The organism is Flavobacterium sp. TS_SC_5 (assembly GCF_056156265.1).
In genome coordinates this window covers 1,173,397-1,192,009 of the sequence record NZ_CM149588.1, presented here as the reverse complement: position 1 = coordinate 1,192,009, position 18,613 = coordinate 1,173,397, and the positions used below count along the sequence as shown (strand labels likewise).

Sequence of the window (18,613 nt, the reverse complement as noted above, 5' to 3'; positions counted from 1 at the left end):
AAAATTGATGTTTGACAAAACAAATTGCATGTAACAATGAAAAAACTCTTTCTACATATCGCCCTGTTTTTTTCATTGGTTTGTTTTTCGCAAAACGAACAATTAGCGCAGTATTATTATGACAAAGGCGATTTTGAAAAAGCAAAAATCAGCTATGAAGAATTGCTGAAAGAGATTCCGTTGAACTCCCAATATTTTTTAAGAATAATAGATTGTTCTCAGCAATTGCGTCAGTTTGAAAGTGCTGAAAAAGCCATTCAAGAACGACTTGAAAAACACAATCAAGGAAATCTTTTGGTGGAATTGGGCTATAATTTTCAGTTGCAAAAAAATGACGACAAAGCCAAGATGTACTACGAACAGGCTTTGCACCGAATCAAAAAAAATCCAAATGAAGTTTATGGGATATCAAATTCTTTTGAGCGAAAAGTGCTGCTCGATTACGCATTGAAATCCTACCAAACCGCCACACAATTAGAGCCTAATTTCAATTTCAATTACCAAATAGGATTGCTTTACGGACAATTGTCTAATATGGAAATGATGATTTCCACTTTCTTGGATGAAGCGTTTGCTAATCCTCAAAACTCTATCAGAATACAGAATCAACTGGTTCGTTTTATGGTTGATGAAGGCGATGCAAATTTCAATGAACTGTTGCGGAAAGCATTAATAATAAGAACCCAAAAAAACCAAGATCTTTTTTGGAACCATTATTTGAGTTGGTTTTATGTACAACAAAAAGAATTCGCGAAAGCATTTATTCAGGAAAAAGCCATTTACAAACGCAATCCGGAATCGCTTGCTAATATCGTGAATTTAGGACAACTCGCCATTGATGAAGATAATGCTGAAGCAGCTAAAGAAATTTTGGGATTTGTATTGGAAAACACACAGGATTTAGAATTGCTGATTCAGGCAAATTCCTATTTGATAACCATGAAAATTGAAAAAGCATCCGAAAATGATTTTGCAGCCATCAGCACAGAATTAGACGCTTTGTTGAAACAATTTGAAATAAGTCCTTTTACCTTATCTTTGCAGCTGATTCAGGCCCATTTTACGGCTTTTATTTTAAAAAAACCAGAAGAAGGAAAGGCAATTGTCAAGAGAGCGTTGGAATTGCAATTGAATGATTATCAGGCTGGCCAATGCCAAAATGGAACTGGCAGATATTTTACTGTACGAAGAAAAATTTAATCAGGCCTTGATCTATTATTCCCAGATAGAATTGGATTTGAAGAATGATGTAATGGCGCATGAAGCGAGTTTGAAAGCGGCTAAAACGAGTTATTTCAAAACTGATTTTGCGTGGGCATTGAAACAATTTAAGGAATTGAAATCAGCCAATACGCAGTTAATTGCCAATGATGCTTTGGAATATTTTCTGTTAATTAATGACAACACTGCAGCTGATTCGACACAAACAGCTTTGAAACAGTTTGCCAAAGGAGATTATCTGTTGTATCAAAACAGGAATCAGGAAGCTATTGCGCAGTTTCAGTCTATTTTAAAAAATAGTAAAGGACAGGGCTCGAGAGCTATGCTCGAACAGGCGAAGCAAATAGAGGCTGTGACCTTATTGCGATTAGGGAAAATATACGAAAAGAAAGGCGATTTTACTTTGGCTTTAAGCCAATACCAAATGATCATCGACGAACACAGCGACGGAATTTACATAGACGAGGCGTTGTATTTTTCGGCAGAAATTTATAACAAGCAGTTGTTGCCTGAAAAAGCGAAACCATTGTATGAAAAGGTATTGTTCAATCATCAGGACAGTATTTATTTTGTGGAAGCCAGAAAGAAATTCAGGCAATTGCGAGGCGATACTAATTTATAAAAACTGATTACTTAGATTCTTGGATTTTTTGAAAAGTCTAATAATCTAATAATCTAACAATCAAAAAAAATGATACTATACAACGTTACCACAAACATACATGAAAGCGTTCACGATCAATGGATGATTTGGATGCAACACAAGCATATTCCTGAAATTTTAGCTACAGGGAAATTCTCTTCGGCAAGAATGGTGCGTGTTTTAATTGAGGAGGAAATGGGTGGAGTTACCTATTCCGTTCAATATGCGACGGACAGTAAAGAAACTTTGGAGAAATATTATCAGGAAGATGCGCCTGGTTTTCGCGAAGAAGGACCAAAATTATTTGGAGACAAAATGTTAGCGTTTAGAACGGAATTAGAACTAATTGCAGATTATAAATAGCCATGGAACTCCATTTTCAAACCAAAGAAGAAAGCAATAGAAAACAACTGGAGAATTTTTTGAAATTGTCCAAAGCAGAACGTTTTTATCAATTTTTGCGTTTGATGGAAAAGGTGAATCAGTTTCCAATGAAGCATAAAAACGACATTAATTCGAATTTTATTATTCAAATAAAAGCAAGCTGATATGATTCAAAAATGGGAAGAAAATATCAATCAATTCATTTCTATTGCCAATAAACATAACGTAAGAATGTTGATGGTTGGCGGAGGAGCGGTAAATTTTCATGGATACCAGCGCCATTCTGCGGATGTCGATTTTTGGATAGAGACTACGGATGAAAACTTTAAAAAATTAGTAGCCGTTTTTAATGAAATGGGATATGAAATTGATGATTTCCCCGAAAATGTAAAAAAACAAGAACAAAATATTTCCGTTAAATTCTCTCCTGTAGACTTAGATTTAGAATTAATTACAAAATTTTCTGTAAATAAAACTTTTTCTGAAGCGTTTGAAAGCAGCGAAGAAGTACAAGTGAATGACAATCTTTTTTTGAAATGGAATGTACTGTCACTAGAGGATTTAATAACAAGTAAAATAAAAGCAAACAGACCTAAGGATTTATTGGATATTCAGCAATTGCGAGAAATAAACAAAAACCCATAAAATTAGGGAAATAAAAAATACTGAAAATATTCAGCATAAACATGGAAAAAGTAACAGCCAAAAAACACCTCGGACAACACTTCTTGAAAGACGAAAGCATTGCAAAAGACATTGCTGACACGTTGAACTTAGAAGGATATGATGATGTATTAGAGATAGGTCCGGGAATGGGAGTTTTGACAAAATATTTGTTGGATAAACCAATCAATACGTATGTTATTGAAATCGATACGGAATCAGTGACGTATTTGGACCAGAATTATCCAAAATTAAAAGACAGAATCATTTCAAAAGATTTTTTGAAGTATGATATTAATGAAACTTTTGAAGGGAAACAATTTGCTATAATTGGGAATTTCCCGTATAATATTTCGACACAGATCGTGTTTAGAACTTTGGAATACCGCGATCAGATTCCGGAATTTGCAGGGATGTTCCAGAAAGAAGTAGCGCAACGTATTTGTGAAAAAAAAGGCACAAAAGCGTATGGAATTCTGTCCGTTTTAGTTCAGGCTTTTTATGATGCCGAATATTTATTCACGGTTGATGAAAATGTATTTATTCCGCCACCAAAAGTGAAATCAGGAGTTTTACGTTTGCGCAGGAAGAAAGATTACAGCTTGCCTTGCGGCGAAAAATTGTTTTTTACCGTAGTGAAAACGGCTTTTCAGCAACGACGCAAAACGTTACGAAACAGCTTGAAAACCTTAAATTTGTCGGATAGTTTGAGAGAAGATGAGATTTTCAATCTTCGACCAGAACAATTAAATGTAGAACAGTTCATAGAACTCACCCAAAAAATAGAAGCCGATGGAGTTTAAAATCAGCAAAGAATTAATTCAGGAATTAGAGCAACTCATTCAAAATAAAAACGACCAACAACTGGAAGTTTTATTGAATGATATGCACCATGCTGATATTGCCGAAATTCTGGATGAGCTTGATTTTAATGAGGCAACTTACATTTTTAAAGTATTAGACAGTGAAAAAACCGCTGAGATTCTTCTGGAATTGGAAGATGATTTGCGGGAGAATATATTAAGCAGACTTTCGGCAAAAGAGATTGCGGAAGAATTAGATGAGCTGGAAACCAATGATGCAGCCGATATTATTGCGGAGCTTTCACAAGATTTGAAAGCTGAGGTAATATCAGAACTTCAGGATGTGGAGCACGCCAAAGATATCGTTGACTTATTGCGTTATGACGAAGATACTGCTGGTGGAATCATGCATAAGGAATTGGTTAAAGTCAATGAAAATTGGAATGTACTTACTTGTGTAAAAGAAATGCGGATTCAGGCCGAAAATATTTCCAGGGTCCATTCGATTTATGTGGTGGATGATGAAGACCGATTGAAAGGGCGTTTGTCTCTGAAGGATTTGTTGACCACTTCTTCAAGAACACCTATTAATGATGTTTACATCCGAAAATTAAACTCGGTTAAAGTAGATACTGAAGATGTTGAGGTGGCCAGAATCATGCAAAAATACGATTTAGAAGCCATTCCTGTTGTGGATGAAATGGGACGATTAGTAGGTCGAATCACTATTGATGACATTGTGGATGTAATCAAGGATGAAGCCGATGAGGATTACCAGTTGGCGGCAGGTATCTCGCAGGACGTTGAAGCAGATGACAGTATATTTGAGCATACAAAAGCAAGATTACCTTGGCTAGTTTTAGCTCTTTTGGGTGGTTTTATATCCGTAAAAGTGCTCGGATTATTTGAAGGAGCGATGCTTCTGCATGGAAACTTATTCTTTTTCACACCACTTATTGCCGCCATGGCAGGAAATGTTGGGGTGCAATCTTCGGCAATTATAGTGCAGGGTTTGGCTAATAATACGTTGAGCGGATCATTATTTAATAGATTGGTCAAAGAAGTATCTCTAAGCTTATTAAACGGACTTATTTTAGCTACAATATTATTTTTAGGAAGTCATTTTTTATTGAATGTCGAATTGATCATTGGGGTTATTGTTACCGTAGCATTGATGTCGGTAATTATTATTGCTTCATTAATAGGAACTTTTGTACCGTTGTTGCTGGATAAATTTGGTGTTGACCCCGCTTTAGCCACAGGGCCGTTCATCACAACGAGCAATGATATTTGCGGAATTCTGATTTATTTTTCGATTGCAAAAATGATTTTAGGGTTTTAAGCGAGAGAATAGAACAAAGAGATGAGAATAAAGAGAAGAGAATAAAGAGAAGAGAATAAAGAGAAGAGAATAAAGAGATGAGAATAAAGAGAATTGTATAAAGAGAATTGTATAAAGAGAATTGAATAAAGAGAATTGAATAAAGAGAAGAGAATAAAGAGAAGAGAATAAAGAGAATATAATAAAGAAGAAAGATAATAGAATATTGAGAGGGAATTCAACGACAAACTAATACAACTATAACTACACAACCAACACTTTTCCCTTACAGCTCCTTCTCTTTTGGAGAGGTCCAGAAGCTTCGGGAGGGGAGAGGAAAAACTACAACCAGCATGAAAGTACACATCATTGGCGGCGGAAACTTAGGTGTTTCTATCGCATTAGGATTATCAAAATTTTCACCAGAGAATCAAGTAACTATAACTCGAAGAAACACATCAAGTATTCTGTATCTTGAAAAATTAGGCGCTACGGTTACTGCGAATAATATCCATCAGATTCAGGAAGCCGATGTTATTATTTTAACCATAAAACCGTATCAAGTAGATACCGTCTTAGCCGAAATCCTTCCTGTTATTTCGAATAAAATCATCGTTTCGGCAGTGAGTGGATTATCGATAGAAAGTTTACAAAACAAAATCGGTACTGCCAATAGTGCGATCCGAATCATGCCCAATATAGCCGCACAATTTGGCGCCTCAGCTACTTGTATTGCATTTCATGAAAAAGACAAAGAGAAAGCACAAGACGTAGTTTCCCTTTTTCAGAGTTTGGGAACCGCTCCTATTATTGACGAAAAACTAATGGATGCTGCAACGGTTCTTGCGGCGAGCGGAACTGCTTTTGCATTGCGATACATTCGCGCCTCAATGCAAGCCGGAATCGAAATAGGATTTGACTGGCAAACTGCTTTGGCCATCTCGGCACAAACCGTAAAAGGTGCTGCCGAAATGCTACTAGAAGAAAAAGTACACCCGGAACAATTAATAGATCGCGTGACCACACCACAAGGCTGTACGATAGCGGGATTAAACGAAATGGAAATGCACGGATTTAGTTCGTCTTTGATACGCGGAATTAAAACCTCGCTGAAACAAATCAAGGGGTAAGTCTCCACCTCCGTTAAATATTCGTGCTATAAACTGCTTAAATGTCTATGACTCTGCGCAAATTTTATTCTTAAGCTTTGCAAATATTGATATTTCACATTTGCATAAACACTCAAATAAATCTTATATTTGAAAAAAACTTTCATGAAAAAGCTACTCTTATTAACGCTTATTTTAATTTCAAGTTATACCGTAAATGCTCAAAAAGACAAGCAACAATCAGTGCTCAGGCATGTGGTGATGTTTGGTTGGAAACCTGGAACAGATACCGTAGCAATTGACAAAGTGGTAACTGCTTTTGGAAATTTAGAACATAAAATCAAATTGATCAAAGCGTATGAATGGGGAATTAACAACAGTCCTGAAAACTTGAATAATGGTTTGACGCATTGTTTTACCCTAACATTCAAGAATGAAGCGGATAGAGATGCATATTTGATTCATCCGGATCATAAAGCTTTTGTGGCTGTTTTGAGTCCGGCACCGGATAAAGTTACTGCAGTTGATTATTGGGCTAGGAAGTAAACAGAAAGACACAATCCATATAATGGATTTAGTTTTTAAATAAAATTTGAACTAACTTAAAAAAGCTTCGTTTAAGAGATTAAACGAAGCTTTTTTATGAAATAGATTGAAGCTAAACTTTCTTGGATTGTTTTTTTGATTTAGCGGGTTTCAAATTAAATTTTAACCATAAGAAACCGATAGTTCCCGCTATAAAAGAAGCAACCAAAATCGCAATTTTCGAATACGTGATTACTTCTTCTCCATCGTTTTTGAAGGCAAGCAATGTGATAAAAATAGACATTGTAAATCCTATTCCACCCAGCATTCCAGCGCCCAGAATACTGCTCCATTTTAAATCTCTTGGTAGCGTACATATACCTAAACTTACTGCAAGGAATGAAAACAACCAAATTCCTAAGGGTTTCCCTACCACAAGACCTAACATAATACCAATCGTGTTAGGATGATTCAGTCCTTCATGCCAATCGGAGTTTATAGCAATACCAGTATTGGCGATGGCAAACAATGGAAGGATAAAAAACGCAACCGGATAGTGTAAAAAATGCTGTAAACGATAGGAAGATGTCTTCTTGCCTCCGTCACCAAATGGAATTACAAAGGCTAATAATACTCCGGTTACAGTAGCGTGAACTCCAGAATTTAGCATGAAATACCACATCGCTGCGCCACCAATCAAATAAGGAATAAGACTGTGTACTTTTCTTCGGTTCAGGATAAACAAACCACCCATAATAACAAAAGCAATGAATAAATTCATGTAAGCAATCGTCTCTGTGTAAAATATAGCAATCACCATAATAGCGCCTAAATCATCGATTACGGCAAGCGCAGTCAAAAATACTTTAAGCGATGTAGGAACACGGTTTCCTAAAAGAGACAGAATACCTATTGCAAAAGCGATATCAGTAGCCATCGGGATTCCGGCTCCGTTTTGTGTGATGGTTCCAAAATTTAATAATAAAAAGATTCCTGCCGGAACAATCATTCCACCAAAGGCACCAAAAATAGGTAATGCCGCGTTTTTTATGCTGGATAATTCTCCTTGATACATTTCTCGTTCCAATTCTAAACCAATGAGCAGAAAGAAAATAGACATTAAGCCATCATTAATCCAGTGAGTAATGGAATGGTTTCCGATTTCAGTTCCCCAAAAAGCAATATATTCGGTTTGAAAAGATGAATTAGCCAATAGCATGGAAACTATGGTAACGAATAATAATAGGAGTCCGCCTGATTTTTCGCTTTCGAAAAAAGCTTTGAAGGTTTTTGTCAATTTCATTTTTTTGCTTTCCTTTATTACAAAACATAAGATTTATAATAAAAATTTATTAATCGCTAATTTACGATTTTACGACTTAATTTCCTCCTATAAATCAATAAACCGTAATTTTTTTGTTAATTTGAAGTATCAAAAACTGAACAATTATGGACATCAAAATCCTTCACATAGACAGCAATCATCCCGTACTTTGGGATCAATTACAGCATTCTGGATTTATAAATCACAGTGATTTTTCCTCTTCTAAAGAAGAAATCGAAGCCAAAATTCAAGATTACCAAGGAATTGTGATTCGAAGCCGCTTCAAGATTGACAAAGAATTTTTGGACAAAGCCACGAATTTGCAATTCATTGCGCGTGTTGGAGCCGGATTAGAAAGTATTGATTGCGATTATGCCGCATCCAAAAACATTATGCTCATAGCTGCTCCAGAAGGAAATAGAAATGCAGTTGCCGAACATACTTTAGGGATGATTTTATCCCTTTTTAATAAATTGAACGAAGCTGATAGCGAGATACGAGCGGGCCACTGGAATCGTGAAAGCAACCGCGGTCATGAACTAGACGGAAAAACGATAGGGATCATTGGTTATGGAAACATGGGGAAATCATTTGCCAAAAAATTGCGTGGCTTTGATGTAGAAGTGCTTTGTTATGATGTTCAGGAAAATGTGGGTGACGCCAATGCAAAACAGGTTTCTTTACAAAAATTTCAGCAAAAAGTAGATGTAGTAAGTTTGCATATTCCATGGTCTCCGGATACTGATAAAATGGTTGACAGTGATTTTATCAATAGATTTTCCAAACCTTTTTGGATTATAAATACGTCTCGGGGCAAGAATATTGTCACTGCCGATTTGGTTACGGCAATGCAATCCGATAAAATTCTTGGAGCAGGTTTGGATGTTTTGGAATATGAAAAATTATCCTTTGAAACGCTGTTTAAAGATAAACATACACCAGAAGCTTTTCAATATTTATTGAAAGCCAAGAATGTGATTTTGACACCGCATATTGCCGGTTGGACTTTCGAAAGCCATGAACGATTAGCGCAAGTAATTGTCGATAAAATAAAGGCAAAATATTTTGGTCAAGCCAAAGTGGAAGTGCCGGAGCAACGCGTTACGGGAATTGGGGGTTTCTTTTTTAAATCAAAAAACCCTAAAGAATTGGTGGATTGGTACGGAAAACATTTGGGTTTAAAAACCGATCAATATGGTTCTACTTTTTGGTGGAAAGACAAAGAAGGAAATGACTGTTCGACCCAGTGGTCGCCATTTTCGGAGGACACTACTTATTTTGCGCCAAGCGAAAAACAGTTTATGCAAAATTTCCGAGTACATGATTTACAAGATTTGTTAAAAAAATTATCGGAGGAAGGTGTAACAATTGTGGGTGATGTGCAGACTTATGAGTATGGAAAATTTGGATGGATTCTGGATAACGAAGGAAATAAAATAGAACTTTGGGAGCCAATCGATAAAGCATTTCAATAATTTTTTTAGTAACTTAAAAACAAACCAATAACAATCAACCAATGGAAAATTTAAAACACGAAGAATGGAACAATCCGAGGCCTGTTCAACCAGATAATAAAAAAATTGCAGCAGGATTACTTGCTATTCTTTTAGGAGCTCTAGGAATTCATAAATTCCTGTTGGGTTATACAACAGAAGGGATAATATGGTTGGTAATTAGCCTTTTTACATGTGGAGTAGTAACAAGTATATTGGGACTTATTGAGGGTATAATATATTTAACAAAATCTGACGAAGAGTTTTACCAAACGTATCAAGTTGGTAAAAAAGCTTGGTTCTAAAACATAAAAAATCCCGATTGTATCGGGATTTTTTATTCTATCTATTTTTTTTCCAAGACTGTCACGAAATAGTTTTGTGCAAATTTGTAAAATCCGAGGTGACTATTTCAAATAATTTAGAAATTAATCTTCTTTATCTGCTAATTTTCGTTCCAATTCTTTCTGAAACTCTTCCATTACCGGTTTCATCGTGCTCTCTGGAATATCTGCAATTCTGATGTACATCAATCCGTCAACGGCATTGTTAAAAAGTGGATCTACATTAAAGGCAACCACTTTTGCATTTTGTTTAATGTATTTTTTAATCAAAACCGGCAAACGCAAACTTCCCGGTTCCAGTTCATCGATAATTTTATCAAACTTATTCAAATCCGATTCAGTTTCGTTAAAAATGAAATCTTTGTCGGCATCTTTTAGTTTTACTTTATACGCTTTCTTAGGGTGAATGTATTGTGCAATATACGGATCGTAATAATTTGATTTCATGAATTCAATCATCAGTGATTTCGAAAAATCTGAAAATTGATTGCTTATACTCACACCACCCAATAAAAATTTATGTTCCGGGTAACGCAATGTTGTGTGCATAATCCCTTTCCAAAGCAGGAAAAGAGGCATTGGTTTCTGTTGGTATTCTTTGATGATAAAGGCGCGACCCATTTCAATGGATTTATGCATCATATCATGTAATTCCGGTTCAAATCGGAAAAGATCGTTGAGGTAGAAGCCATTTATTCCATATTTAGGATAAATTTCTGAACCCAATCCCATTCGGTAGGCACCAGCAATTTTATTCGCTTCATTATCCCATAAAAACAAGTGATGGTAATACTGATCGTGTTTGTCTAAATCAATGGATTCATTAGTTCCTTCGCCTACTTCACGAAAAGTTATTTCTCGAAGACGTCCTATTTCATGCAGGATATTGGGGATTTTTTTTGCTTCTGCGAGAAACACTTCGTAATTCTTACTTTGTAAAAGGCGACAATCCGTACTTCGCAATGCATCTACTTCCTTGGTCATTTTGTCTTGACTGGCTGCAGTGACAATAGTTTTTGGGCTTTTAGCAATTTTTAAAGTAGGCGTTGGCAAAAAAGGAATTTCTTTCTCGAAAGGATTGGCCAACATGTACGTTTTTTTCCTTAGAAACTCAGAGTACTCCTCTAAAGTGTTGTGCTCGTTTTGTTCGCTAACTGAAATTGGTTTTCCAATGCGCACTTTGATCACGCGACGTTTCTGACTAAATACTTCCGACGGTAATTTTGCAGTTCTAAAAGTCCCGCTAATTTTAGAAAGCAAATAAAACAACCGACTGTTTTTAGCATGAAAATAAATGGGAACAACAGGAACTTGAGCTTTTCGGATTACTTTGATAGCGCCTTCTTCCCAAGGTTTATCTACCATTAATTTTCCGTCTTTGTAGGTCGAAACTTCCCCGGCAGGAAACATTCCTAAAGGTTTACCGTCACTTAAATGGCGCAGTGTTTCTTTAATTCCTACTACGCTTGATTTGGCGTCCTTATGATTTTCAAAAGGATTTACCGGCATAATGTATTTCTTGAGCGGCTCAATACGGTGCAAAAGAAAATTGGCGATGATCTTGAAATTTGGTTCTCTCTCCAGCATCAATTTCAATAATAAAACCCCATCAATTCCTCCCAACGGATGATTTGAAATGGTGATATAAGCGCCTTCTTTTGGTAAACGTTTTAAATCCTCTTCTGGAATTTCGAATTTTATTTGTAAATCATCAAGTATACCATTCAGGAAATCAACTTCTGTTAAATGTTTATTTCTATCGTATACTTTGTTTAACGTCGAGATTTTTAGCACCTTCATCAGCATCCAGCCGGAAAAAGTACCTAAAACTCCGTACTTATCAGCATTTATTGCTTTTGCAACTTCTTTCGCGGTTACTAAACCCATGTATTTTTTGTTTTTTTAGAGCAAGAAACAAAGATAGCAAAAAACTCCATTTTCTCTATTTTTCTGAATCAAACTTCTACTTTTTTGTTACATTTGAAACCCACATTCAAACAATATAATTTTTTCCGAGAAAATAAAAAAGTGGGTTCCTGACAATCGCAGGCAAAAATAATTTTCCGGAAGAAATTCATAATAATTTTTCATGAGAATTATTTCATACAACGTAAACGGAATTAGAGCCGCCATTTCAAAAGGATTTATAGATTGGTTGCAACACGCAAATCCAGATATTATTTGTCTGCAGGAAATAAAAGCAACTGAAGACCAAATACCAGTCGAGGATATCGCAAAAGCCGGCTATCCATACCAATATTATTATTCAGCAACCAAAAAAGGGTACAGCGGTGTAGCTATACTTTCGAAAATCAAACCCAATAATGTCGTTCACGGTACCGGAATTCACCATATGGATTTCGAAGGAAGAAATCTTCGTGCCGATTTTGATGGATTTTCAGTGATGAGTTTGTACCTGCCATCAGGCACAAATATTGATCGTTTAGACCATAAATTCACGTTCATGGACGATTTTCAGAATTATATTGACGAACTCAAAAAAGAAACGCCAAACCTGATTATCTGCGGGGATTACAACATTTGCCACGAGGCAATCGACATTCATGATCCCATCCGAAACAAAAATGTCTCCGGTTTTTTACCACAGGAAAGAACTTGGCTTGACGGATTTATGAAGTCCGGATTTGTGGATAGTTTTCGCCATTTCAACAATGAACCGCACCAATATACATGGTGGAGCTACCGCGCCGGAGCAAGAGGTAACAACAAGGGTTGGCGAATCGATTACAATTTAGTCAGCGATTCTTTAAAACATAAATTGAAAAGAGCCGTTATTTTATCAGATGCCGTCCATTCAGATCATTGCCCAATTTTAGTGGAAATAGAGTAACGTTTTCAGGAGCAATTTCCCGTCTCATCCTAAAGACGAGATTACATTTTTTTCTCTCGTTAAACAAAATTAGAAAAGGATTTTTCCTTTTATCGGTGCTAGAGTATTTGACTACAATTTAAATTTTTGGGTTCAAAACAACATTAGAAACAACATAAATACCAACAAAATGATTAAAAGAGTTTCCATCGGATTATTAGTATTGGCGCTTTCAACTTCTTGTGTATCCAAGAAAATATACAATGATTTAGAAAGTAAATATGCCGATTCCAAAAAAGAAAACCGAAGTTTAGCAGATGAAAATGCTGATTTGCTAAAAGCTAAAAACCAATTAGAATTAGACCGCGACGGTTTGAAAAATGATTTGAGTAAATCCAAAGCGGAATTGGATAAATTGAAAGCAGATTACGCCGCAGCGCAAAATAAATTTAAAGTCTTGCAGGATTCGTACGCCGCTTTGGAAAAAAACAGTGGAGACGCTTTGCAAACTAACATGAAGAAAAATCGTGATTTACTCGAGCAATTGGACGAAAAAGGAAAAGCATTGGCAATAGAACAAGAGCGGTTAAGCAAGAGCGCACAACGTTTGCAAGAAATGGAAGATTTGATTGCTGCCAAAGAAGCTAGTATGAAAAAACTAAAAGAAACCTTGTCTAAAGCCTTGAACAGTTTTGAAGGAAAAGGATTAACCGTTCAGCAAAAAAACGGGAAAGTATATGTTTCTATGGAGAACAAATTACTTTTCAATTCCGGAAGTTGGGCCGTAGGTTCCGAAGGTAAAAAAGCAGTTGTAGAATTAGGTAAAGTTTTGGGTGACAACCCGGATATTTCCGTTCTTATAGAAGGTCATACGGATGATGATGCTTTCACGGCTTCAGGTCCTATTGCGGATAACTGGGATTTATCAACCAAAAGAGCGACAGCAATTGTTGCAATTTTGAGCGAAAACAAAAAAATCAATAAGGAAAATCTTACTGCGGCAGGAAGAGGAGAATTTTCGCCATTAACTAGCAATTCAACTGCAGATGGGAAAGCTAAAAACCGTAGAATCGAAATCATATTAACGCCAAGATTGGATGAAATTGCCGAAATGCTGAATGAGATAAATTAAAAAATAATTAAAGTTTCAGATCGAGAAAGGTTCAGAGTGTATGCTTTGGACCTTTTTTTATTGTTTCCAATAGTCACTATAAAAATTCTCGGTTTCCATCAATTCCGAATGATTCCCTGAAGTTGAGATGGTTTTGTTTTCTAGTATATAAATCATATCGGCTATATTTTTGAGCATGCTTAAGCGATGGGAGATAAAAAACACAGCGCAATCTTTTTTTATTTTTTGTAAAAGGTCGGTAGTAAACCGCTCAGTTGTTCTATCCATTGCAGCGGTGGCTTCATCAAGGATTAAAAACTGAGGTTTTTTATATAAAGCTCTAGCCAAAGCAATCAGTTGTTTTTGCCCGCCTGACAAGTTAATTCCTTCTTCTCCTAAAATAGTCGCTAATCCTTGCGGCAATTGACTAAAATAGGAATCAAAACCATATTCTTGAATAAATTGCATCAAATGTTCAGGTGTTTCTGCTGCGCCAAGCAAAATGTTATCCACCACATTTCCGTTGAAAATGGTGATTTCTTGAGGAATTACCCCGATTAAATCCCGATAATTTTTTAACTCGATTTCAGAAAGGGGATATTGATTATTCACAATGATTTCTCCATTTTCGAAGGGATAAAAGCGTTGCAAAATTTGACCTAAGGTGCTTTTGCCGCTACCACTTTCGCCTACAATGGCAGTAAGTTTCCCTTTTGCGATTTCAATATTTACGTTTGAAAACAATTCGCTTCTTCCTGCAAATCGGAAAGATAGATTATTGATTCTGATGTTTTCTAATGTTGTAATTGTTGCCCCGTCTTCATTCTCTTTTTCGATGGAAGCAAATTCAAACATACGGTTAAATGCAATTTTGGCTTCGTTTATTGGTATTGAAATCAACGCTAAATTGGCTATCGATGGCAACAAAGAACCCGAAATACCGAGAACCGCCATCAGTTCTCCCAATTTCATTTCTTTGTTGAAAACCGCTATTGAAGTGTAAATCAAAATTCCAATCAAAAAAACGACGCTCGACAAACCCGATTGCCACGACAACTGAATGTTTATCTTACCCAAATTGAATATTTTTTCCTGGAAATTCCCAAAAATGACCCCATGGGTTTTTTCGAAAATAGCTTGACGATTGTTGTTTTTTATCGTTGCAATGCCTTGCATGGAAGCAATGTAATTACTTTCGTTTAAAGCATAGGATTGCATGACATCTTTTTGGGAAGCAATGATTATCTTATTGCTACGATAGATGATATAAAAATAAATTGGTAAACTAATTACCGCAATTACCGCCACTTTCCAAGAATAGGTAAATAAAAAAACAATGGAAACCACCGAAATCAAAATGTCTATCGCCAAGCTGCTGGCTAGTGTTTTGATGACACGCTGCACCCTTTGTGTGTCATTCAAACGGGCCACTAATTCACCGATTTTTCGAGTGTCAAAAAAAGGCTTGGGCAAATGCAATAGCGAACTGTAAAATTGATTGTTGATTCTGTTATTGAAATCCTGGGATTGTTTCAAAAGAAAAAATTCACGTAGCATCGAAAAGCCGACTCTTGCCAGAAGCAATACTGTTAGCAACACAACACCAGTAATTAATTTCGTGATATTATGCGAAGGTAAAATATCATCGATTAGTTTCTGAGAAAAAACGGACATCGCCATTCCCAATCCTGCCATAAAGACGCCAATAATAACGCTAAACCACAATAGTTTATAATCAGCTTCCAGCAACTCCAGAAAATACTGTTTTTGCGTTTTTGACGTCGCTTTGGCGGTAACAAAATTTTCGTTTGGCGAAAGCGTCAGACACGTTTTTGAAACCCAAATTTTTTCTAATTCTGTTTCGGTTAGAGAATGAATTCCTTTGGCTGGATCACCAACTAAAAAACCTTTTAGTTCATCATATTCGTAACAAACAACATAATGTTGCAACTGCTCTTCAATAACAACATGTAATATGACAGGTTTGCCGTGGTCTTTGAGTGCTTGAATGTCCGCCTCGCAACCCTCGGAAGTAAAACCCAGTTGGTTTGCCGCTTGGTGCAACCCCAACATTGTTATGCCTTGTTTGGTTGTCCCGCTTAGTTCACGAAGTTTTTCAAGTGAATGATTGCCCCCATTCAATTTGATGATGGATAACAAACAAGCCACACCACAATCCGATTGGTCGAGTTGTAGTGTATGTGTTTTCTGGATATGTTTTGGGTTCATTGGTTTTCAGTTCTGCAATCAAAAATCGTTAATCTTCAATCTAATTTCTTAATCTACAATTTCTCTTCGCTTCGCAAGTTCGTATTGGTTTGTGTGGTGATTAAGGGGAGAGTTTTTTTATAATCGTTTCCACCTTTGCTTGTCCTTTTATTTTCTCGATAAGGTATTTGTTTTTGTCATACAAAACTAGGCAAGGAACTGACTTAACATCGAATGTAGTAGCGAAAGTAACTTTTGAGTCGCATATAAAATGAACGTTATCATAATTTAGGAGTTTATATTGGGTTGCAAATGATTTTATTTTAGCTGGTTTTTCAAACGAAATAAAGACGAGTTGAAAAGGTTTGAATTTTTCGATACTTTCTTTTATCATATGAGTTTCGGCTTGGCAATGCTCACATTCGCTATTAAAATATAGAAAAACAGTAGCCTCATTTGGCTTCAGGTTTTTATTGGTAAAAACAGTGCCATTTAGGTCTTGGTATCGAAAAGGCGGAATGGTTTTGATGTTTTCGGCAACTTCCTTTTTGTGGTTGATTTTTGAGATTACTTCGTTACCCATAAAAGCAAGGATTCCAATGACTGCAATCGGGATTATTATTTTCAAATATTTTTTCATAAGGATTTAAACGCAAAGTGCGCAAGGGATTACGTTAAGGACATAAAGAATAAAATATAAAGATTTGCGTTCCTTGCGGTTATTTTTTAGGAATAGTTGAGTGTAACAAACATGATGCCCACCACCCACAATAGCAAGGCCGGACCGTAACTATAAGCCGCTATTTTTAAACCTTTGTCCATGTTAGTCCCCGAAAATTTGCCAATAAAGTAGGCGAGAACAAGCCAATATGCCAACTCAAACAAATTGAGTGTCTGGAAGAGGTAAATGAACCAAGGATCTACATTTTTATAGTTCAACAAATTTAATATTGAACCAGCATAAAAGTACTTGATATCTGAAATCGTATGATTTACATAAACAAACTTAAAATAAATAATCTCATATAAAATAGGCAATATAAAAATGTATTCGGACTTTATGGTAGCATCTAGGAGAGTTTTGAATTTGATTTTTAAGTCAAAAACAAAAGCACCAAAATAAAGAAGCGATGCAATCAAAATCGTTTTGCAAAATATTTTAAACACATCAATCATAATGAGGAAATGAATATTGGGAACCGACAAACTGACTCCTGCATTTAATTCCTTCTGCGATAAAGTTTTAGAAAATTCATCGAGTTGTAACGCTCTTAGATTTAAGGTATTTTGATGGAGAAACCCTAAACTGATGGTTAAAAAACATAAAAGTATAAAACTCAAAATGATACTTCTCATAATTTATTCATTAGTGACTTTTATCCCGAAAGAAGGTAGCGTCATTTTTTTTGATTTATACGGTTTTTTGTACAAGACAGATAATTCACTGTAGTTTCTGTCGTTGTCATTATACCAAGGTTTCAATTGGAACCTGTTTCTGGAAAAACAAAATGAATCTGTCCCATTTTGTGTATATTCAAAACTTAGTAACGCATTGGGAAGATCACTATACTCAAAGGGAATGCCCGTTTTGTCGTCTATCACATCGACCACATCAAATCCTATGAAAGCACCGTCAATAGGCAACAGCAATGCATGTTTTGAGACATCCACTTCAACCAAACCTTCAGTATTACTGTTTAATTCGGCAATAATGTCATTAGATTCCATTCTTAGGCCTGGCTCGAATGTTTGGATTGCTTTTTTATAAAAACAAACTCTTATGACTGTCTTATGTTTTATTTTTTTTACTTTAAACAAAAAAGACACGATTGGCACTGCTTTGTTGTTGGTATTCTTTACATAGACAACTTGCTCAATGTGTTTCCCCATCCCTAGGTAGTTATTTTTTCTAAAATCACTATATCCCAATAAAGAGGTATTGTTTGTGCTTCTTTTAGAAATCACTACCTCATCAAGTTCGATAGCCTCATTACTTAAAAAAACACTGTCTAGCCCCTTAGTTATTTTGTCTATCGATGCACTCTTGTAACCCATACAGGAAAGAGCTATTTTGTCATAATTGAGGGTCGTGTTGGTTTTTAAATACCCATTGCCATCGCAATAATCGCCTCCAATGATTTTTTCTTTGGCCATATAGTGAACTGTTGCATACGGGATGCTTCTTTTGGAGTTTTTGTCAAATACAGCTATGTTTTGGGAAACCATACTGCCAAATTTGATGAAGAATATGATGATGAAAAAAAACGGCCTCATGATTTATTTAGTTTTAATGTTGTATTTTAACAGTTTATAAAAAAGGATGCCCGCAAAGGGCATCACTTTTATTATTATTGCACATCACATCCGTAAGAGTAAGTTTACTCATAATCGCTACAGATCCAAAAATAACACGTTCTTTCGCGCATTATAGCCACTCCATTAACACAAGGGCCAGCAGATTCCTGTGTGCCCCAAAATCTTCCACCTTCCAGACCTTCCATCTGGTTTAATTCTAATTTTTTCATAAAAATACTATTTATTTGATTATACAATAAAATTATTGTGAGGCAAATATTGCAAAAATATATTTTGTGCGCTATTCAAAAAGCAATAATAGTCATTCGAAAAGCAATA

The 18,613-nt window shown here is 35.8% G+C and carries 17 protein-coding genes and 2 pseudogenes; 13 read left to right on the top strand and 6 right to left on the bottom strand.

Features of this window, described 5'->3' with window-relative positions; all coding sequences use genetic code 11:
• Nucleotides 1-36 precede the first annotated feature (36 nt).
• From AC0J6S_RS05295 to AC0J6S_RS05260, 8 genes and pseudogenes are all read left to right on the top strand, one after another.
• Nucleotides 37-1,843 (top strand): annotated as a pseudogene (locus tag AC0J6S_RS05295) (tetratricopeptide repeat protein).
• A gap of 69 nt (nt 1,844-1,912) precedes the next feature.
• Nucleotides 1,913-2,227 (top strand): DUF4286 family protein, encoded by a 315-nt coding sequence (locus AC0J6S_RS05290; protein ID WP_474955764.1) that lies wholly within the window; start codon nt 1,913-1,915, stop codon nt 2,225-2,227.
• Between the two features lie 2 nt (nt 2,228-2,229).
• Nucleotides 2,230-2,412, top strand: coding sequence for a hypothetical protein (locus AC0J6S_RS05285; protein ID WP_474955763.1), 183 nt, complete (start codon nt 2,230-2,232; stop codon nt 2,410-2,412).
• A 1-nt stretch (nt 2,413) separates the two neighbouring features.
• Nucleotides 2,414-2,893: a nucleotidyl transferase AbiEii/AbiGii toxin family protein gene (locus tag AC0J6S_RS05280; protein ID WP_474955762.1), complete on the top strand. Its 480-nt coding sequence runs from the start codon at nt 2,414-2,416 to the stop codon at nt 2,891-2,893.
• A 41-nt stretch (nt 2,894-2,934) separates the two neighbouring features.
• Nucleotides 2,935-3,714 (top strand): 16S rRNA (adenine(1518)-N(6)/adenine(1519)-N(6))-dimethyltransferase RsmA, encoded by a 780-nt coding sequence (gene rsmA, locus AC0J6S_RS05275; RefSeq protein WP_474955761.1) that lies wholly within the window; start codon nt 2,935-2,937, stop codon nt 3,712-3,714.
• Nucleotides 3,704-5,056 carry a magnesium transporter gene (gene mgtE / locus AC0J6S_RS05270; protein WP_474955760.1) on the top strand — a complete coding sequence of 451 codons (1,353 nt, stop codon included), beginning with the start codon at nt 3,704-3,706 and terminating at the stop codon, nt 5,054-5,056. The genes rsmA and mgtE overlap by 11 nt, the downstream gene beginning before the upstream one ends.
• 332 nt (nt 5,057-5,388) lie before the next feature.
• Entirely contained in the window at nt 5,389-6,165 is a 777-nt protein-coding gene (gene proC / locus AC0J6S_RS05265; RefSeq protein WP_474955759.1) for a pyrroline-5-carboxylate reductase, read from the top strand.
• 144 nt (nt 6,166-6,309) lie between these two features.
• Nucleotides 6,310-6,690 carry a Dabb family protein gene (locus tag AC0J6S_RS05260; protein ID WP_474955758.1) on the top strand — a complete coding sequence of 127 codons (381 nt, stop codon included), beginning with the start codon at nt 6,310-6,312 and terminating at the stop codon, nt 6,688-6,690.
• 112 nt (nt 6,691-6,802) lie between these two features.
• Here the strand turns inward: AC0J6S_RS05260 and nhaA are convergent, their stop codons facing one another.
• Nucleotides 6,803-7,972, bottom strand: coding sequence for a Na+/H+ antiporter NhaA (gene nhaA, locus AC0J6S_RS05255; RefSeq protein WP_474955757.1), 1,170 nt, complete (start codon nt 7,970-7,972; stop codon nt 6,803-6,805).
• Nucleotides 7,973-8,118: 146 nt separating this feature from the next.
• Between nhaA and AC0J6S_RS05250 the strand changes: the two are divergent.
• The 3 genes and pseudogenes from AC0J6S_RS05250 to AC0J6S_RS05240 form a co-directional block, all read left to right on the top strand.
• Nucleotides 8,119-9,057, top strand: a pseudogene (locus AC0J6S_RS05250) (2-hydroxyacid dehydrogenase); the annotation flags it as partial.
• Nucleotides 9,058-9,072: 15 nt separating this feature from the next.
• A complete protein-coding gene (locus tag AC0J6S_RS05245; RefSeq protein ID WP_474956329.1) occupies nt 9,073-9,468 on the top strand; it encodes a VOC family protein in 396 nt (131 codons plus the stop codon).
• Between the two features lie 41 nt (nt 9,469-9,509).
• Nucleotides 9,510-9,791: a TM2 domain-containing protein gene (locus AC0J6S_RS05240; RefSeq protein WP_113664598.1), complete on the top strand. Its 282-nt coding sequence runs from the start codon at nt 9,510-9,512 to the stop codon at nt 9,789-9,791.
• Nucleotides 9,792-9,914: 123 nt separating this feature from the next.
• Here the strand turns inward: AC0J6S_RS05240 and AC0J6S_RS05235 are convergent, their stop codons facing one another.
• Nucleotides 9,915-11,717: a GNAT family N-acyltransferase gene (locus AC0J6S_RS05235; protein WP_474955756.1), complete on the bottom strand. Its 1,803-nt coding sequence runs from the start codon at nt 11,715-11,717 to the stop codon at nt 9,915-9,917.
• Nucleotides 11,718-11,919: 202 nt separating this feature from the next.
• Here AC0J6S_RS05235 and AC0J6S_RS05230 point away from each other — a divergent pair, with 202 nt between their 5' ends.
• Together AC0J6S_RS05230 and AC0J6S_RS05225 are read left to right on the top strand one after the other, a co-directional pair.
• Nucleotides 11,920-12,681 (top strand): exodeoxyribonuclease III, encoded by a 762-nt coding sequence (locus AC0J6S_RS05230; protein WP_474955755.1) that lies wholly within the window; start codon nt 11,920-11,922, stop codon nt 12,679-12,681.
• A 169-nt stretch (nt 12,682-12,850) separates the two neighbouring features.
• On the top strand, nt 12,851-13,792 hold the full coding sequence (locus AC0J6S_RS05225; RefSeq protein ID WP_474955754.1) for an OmpA family protein: 942 nt from the start codon (nt 12,851-12,853) through the stop codon (nt 13,790-13,792).
• 57 nt (nt 13,793-13,849) lie between these two features.
• Here AC0J6S_RS05225 and AC0J6S_RS05220 read toward each other — a convergent pair whose 3' ends face one another.
• From AC0J6S_RS05220 to AC0J6S_RS05205, 4 genes are all read right to left on the bottom strand, one after another.
• On the bottom strand, nt 13,850-16,000 hold the full coding sequence (locus AC0J6S_RS05220; RefSeq protein WP_474955753.1) for a peptidase domain-containing ABC transporter: 2,151 nt from the start codon (nt 15,998-16,000) through the stop codon (nt 13,850-13,852).
• A 100-nt stretch (nt 16,001-16,100) separates the two neighbouring features.
• A complete protein-coding gene (locus tag AC0J6S_RS05215) occupies nt 16,101-16,619 on the bottom strand; it encodes a TlpA family protein disulfide reductase (RefSeq protein ID WP_474955752.1) in 519 nt (172 codons plus the stop codon).
• 86 nt (nt 16,620-16,705) lie between these two features.
• Nucleotides 16,706-17,335: a hypothetical protein gene (locus AC0J6S_RS05210; RefSeq protein WP_474955751.1), complete on the bottom strand. Its 630-nt coding sequence runs from the start codon at nt 17,333-17,335 to the stop codon at nt 16,706-16,708.
• Between the two features lie 3 nt (nt 17,336-17,338).
• Nucleotides 17,339-18,253: a peptidase associated/transthyretin-like domain-containing protein gene (locus tag AC0J6S_RS05205; protein WP_474955750.1), complete on the bottom strand. Its 915-nt coding sequence runs from the start codon at nt 18,251-18,253 to the stop codon at nt 17,339-17,341.
• Nucleotides 18,254-18,613 lie beyond the last annotated feature (360 nt).

Coding starts and splice junctions, on each gene's coding strand:
- AC0J6S_RS05230 (WP_474955755.1), top strand. CDS start 11,920: ATGAGAATTATTTCATACAACGTAAACGGAATTAGAGCCGCCATTTCA.
- nhaA (WP_474955757.1), bottom strand. CDS start 7,972: ATGAAATTGACAAAAACCTTCAAAGCTTTTTTCGAAAGCGAAAAATCA.
- AC0J6S_RS05280 (WP_474955762.1), top strand. CDS start 2,414: ATGATTCAAAAATGGGAAGAAAATATCAATCAATTCATTTCTATTGCC.
- AC0J6S_RS05205 (WP_474955750.1), bottom strand. CDS start 18,253: ATGAGGCCGTTTTTTTTCATCATCATATTCTTCATCAAATTTGGCAGT.
- AC0J6S_RS05290 (WP_474955764.1), top strand. CDS start 1,913: ATGATACTATACAACGTTACCACAAACATACATGAAAGCGTTCACGAT.
- rsmA (WP_474955761.1), top strand. CDS start 2,935: ATGGAAAAAGTAACAGCCAAAAAACACCTCGGACAACACTTCTTGAAA.
- AC0J6S_RS05235 (WP_474955756.1), bottom strand. CDS start 11,717: ATGGGTTTAGTAACCGCGAAAGAAGTTGCAAAAGCAATAAATGCTGAT.
- AC0J6S_RS05210 (WP_474955751.1), bottom strand. CDS start 17,335: ATGAGAAGTATCATTTTGAGTTTTATACTTTTATGTTTTTTAACCATC.
- AC0J6S_RS05215 (WP_474955752.1), bottom strand. CDS start 16,619: ATGAAAAAATATTTGAAAATAATAATCCCGATTGCAGTCATTGGAATC.
- proC (WP_474955759.1), top strand. CDS start 5,389: ATGAAAGTACACATCATTGGCGGCGGAAACTTAGGTGTTTCTATCGCA.
- AC0J6S_RS05225 (WP_474955754.1), top strand. CDS start 12,851: ATGATTAAAAGAGTTTCCATCGGATTATTAGTATTGGCGCTTTCAACT.
- AC0J6S_RS05285 (WP_474955763.1), top strand. CDS start 2,230: ATGGAACTCCATTTTCAAACCAAAGAAGAAAGCAATAGAAAACAACTG.
- AC0J6S_RS05240 (WP_113664598.1), top strand. CDS start 9,510: ATGGAAAATTTAAAACACGAAGAATGGAACAATCCGAGGCCTGTTCAA.
- AC0J6S_RS05220 (WP_474955753.1), bottom strand. CDS start 16,000: ATGAACCCAAAACATATCCAGAAAACACATACACTACAACTCGACCAA.
- AC0J6S_RS05260 (WP_474955758.1), top strand. CDS start 6,310: ATGAAAAAGCTACTCTTATTAACGCTTATTTTAATTTCAAGTTATACC.
- mgtE (WP_474955760.1), top strand. CDS start 3,704: ATGGAGTTTAAAATCAGCAAAGAATTAATTCAGGAATTAGAGCAACTC.